This window comes from Paraburkholderia polaris, from assembly GCF_012927345.1.
Taxonomy (GTDB): Bacteria; Pseudomonadota; Gammaproteobacteria; order Burkholderiales; family Burkholderiaceae; genus Paraburkholderia; species Paraburkholderia polaris.
Map to the genome: position 1 here is coordinate 1 of NZ_JABBGJ010000123.1, position 2,254 is coordinate 2,254.

A 2,254-nucleotide genomic window follows, 5' to 3' on the forward strand; every position below is an offset into this window, starting at 1 on the left:
GTCTTGCCCGACACCATCCAGTACAGCGAAACGAACGGGTTGAAGCTCGCGACGCGCGTCGCGTCCGTCCCCGCGCCAACGGGCAACCCGGCATCGAGCATGTGGCGAATAGGCGGCGTGCGCTTCACGGCCTCTTCACCGTATCGCTGGATGAAATACTCGCCCTGATAGGCCATCCGGTGCTGGATCGCAATGCCGCCGCCGAGCGCGCGCACACGGTCGATATTCTGTTGCGTGATGGTTTCGCAGTGGTCGAAGAACCAGCGCAGTCCGTTGAACGGAATCTCGGCGTTCACGCGTTCGAACACATTCAGGAAGCGCTCGATCGACTCGTTGTAAGTCGCGTGAAGACGGAACGGCCAGCGGTTCGCCACCAGCAGCTTCACGACGGCTTCCAGTTCGTCTTCGAGCGTGTCCGGCAGATCCGGCCGCGGTTCGAGAAAGTCTTCGAAGTCTGCGGCTGAAAACACCAGCATTTCGCCGGCGCCGTTGACGCGCAGGAAATCGTCGCCTTCGCCGGGCTTCGTCATCTTTACCCACTTCGCGAAATCTTCGATCTCCTTTTTGGCGTTCTGCGTGAACAGGTTGTAGGCGATACGCACCGTCAGTTCGCTGTTCTTCGCCATGTCCATGATGACAGCGTAGTCATCCGGATAGGCCTGATAGCCGCCGCCTGCGTCGATCGCACTCGTCACACCGAGCCGGTTCAGTTCACGCATGAAATGGCGCGTGGAGTTGCGCTGATCCTCCAGCGCGAGCTTCGGACCTTTCGCCAGCGTCGCGTACAGGAGCCCGGCGTTCGGACGTGCAATGAGCATGCCGGTCGGATTGCCGCGCTTGTCGCGCTGGATCTCGCCGCCTGGAGGATTGGGCGTGTCCTTCGTGTAGCCGACGGCCCGCAGCGCTGCCGCATTCAACAGCGCGCTGTCATACAGGTGCAGGATGAAAACCGGTGTGTCCGGCGCAATCGCGTTGATTTCTTCGAGCGTTGGAGCACGCCGCTCGGCGAACTGGAATTCGTTCCAGCCGCCCACCACGCGCACCCACTGGGGTGCCGGTGTGCGGGCCACCTGCTTCTTCAGCATGTCGAGCGCGTCCGCCAGCGAGGGCACGCCGTCCCAGCGTAATTCCATGTTGAAGTTCAGTCCGCCGCGAATGATGTGCAGGTGGGAATCGTTGAGACCAGGAATGACCGTTCGCCCTTTGAGGTCAATCTGCCGCGTGTTGTGGTTCGCGTGACGCATTACGACTTCGCGAGACCCCGAAGCGATAACACGGCCATTCGCGACGGCGAGCGCATCGGCGAAAGAGCGCTTGTCGTCCTGCGTGGCGATCTTGCCGTTGAAGAAGACAACTTCGGCCGGCGTCGGCGCGGAAGTATTGGAAGTCATGGCGATCCTCGTTGGGAGCGCTCCGCTTTTCACGCGCGGAGCTATTCATGGGAAGCGGGCGCTCGTCGCGACTGTTTACTTCTTTGCAGGCACCGCTGCCAGAACCTCGTGCGTCCCCGTCGTGCGCTGGGGAGCCTTGTGCACCATGGTATAGGCATAGTCCACACCCATCCCGTACGCCCCCGAATGCTCTTTGGCAATCGCCATGACTTCGTTGTAAGTCTCTTTGTGCGCCCAATCGCGTTGCCATTCGAGCAGCACCTGCTGCCAGGTCATCGGAACCACGCCGGCCTGAATCATGCGCTGCATCGCATAGTCATGCGCGTCCTTCGACGTGCCACCCGATGCGTCGGCGACCATATAGATTTCGTAGTCACCTTCGGCCATGGCGCATAGCGCAAACGTGTTGTTGCACACCTCGGTCCACAGACCTGCCACCACGACTTTCTTTCGGCCATTTGCAGCGAGCGAATCACGAACCTTCTGGTCGTCCCACGAATTCATGGACGAGCGTTCGAGCACTTTGTGCTCCGGAAACACGTCCAGCAACTCCGGGTACGTGTATCCCGAGAAGCTTTCGGATTCCACTGTCGTAATAGTGGTAGGAATGTTGAACACTCGCGCGGCCTTCGCGAGGCCTACTACGTTGTTCTTAAGTACCTGACGGTCGATGGACTGGACCCCAAAAGCCATTTGCGGCTGTTGGTCGATGAAGATGATCTGCGAGTTTGCAGGCGTCAGGACTTCAAGTTTTGGATTTGCCATGGCTTTGTAGATCCTAAAGGTTTGGTGAACATGGGAAGACACGCCGAGCTCGCCTGCCTGGCGAGAAAAACTCAGATTCAGTCTAGCGAAGGCTTTTC

At 59.4% G+C, this 2,254-nt stretch carries 2 protein-coding genes; both read right to left on the reverse strand.

The features are described 5' to 3' along the window. Positions 1 to 1,391, reverse strand: a 1,391-nt coding sequence (locus HHL24_RS43190; RefSeq protein ID WP_169491329.1) for an amidohydrolase, incomplete at its 3' end; no start/stop codon positions are given. 75 nt (positions 1,392 to 1,466) lie between these two features. Then, entirely contained in the window at positions 1,467 to 2,156 is a 690-nt protein-coding gene (locus tag HHL24_RS43195) for a hydrolase (protein WP_169491330.1), read from the reverse strand. Positions 2,157 to 2,254 lie beyond the last annotated feature (98 nt).